We start from the raw sequence: 274 nt of genomic DNA on the forward strand, positions 1-274 counted from the left end.
AAGTCACCAGCAACCCAACCAGGGAGATACCCTTCTAGGCTTGAGGCAACTGTTGTTTCACTAAAATTAGGAATACCTGTATTTGAGAATCCTGGCGTACGGTATACACTTCCCCAAAAGCTAGGAACAGACATACGGTTTGTCAGCGGAAAAATATCACAGGCACTGTTTGAAGCAATAGGTCCATTACCTGAGTTACGTGTAATAATATCACCTACTTCAGACTCCCAAATACGCTCTTCGCAGCCCTGCAAGAATGGGTTGCCTGCACGTG

Annotated in this window: 1 protein-coding gene; it reads right to left on the minus strand. The window is 45.6% G+C overall.

Going from position 1 to position 274, the window contains the following annotated elements; translation table 11 throughout:
• On the minus strand, nucleotides 1–274 hold a 274-nt coding region (locus CWC11_RS22070; protein WP_138684267.1), incomplete at both ends, for a hypothetical protein.

Source organism: Pseudoalteromonas sp. S3178 (genome assembly GCF_005886985.1).
GTDB lineage: Bacteria > Pseudomonadota > Gammaproteobacteria > Enterobacterales > Alteromonadaceae > Pseudoalteromonas > Pseudoalteromonas carrageenovora.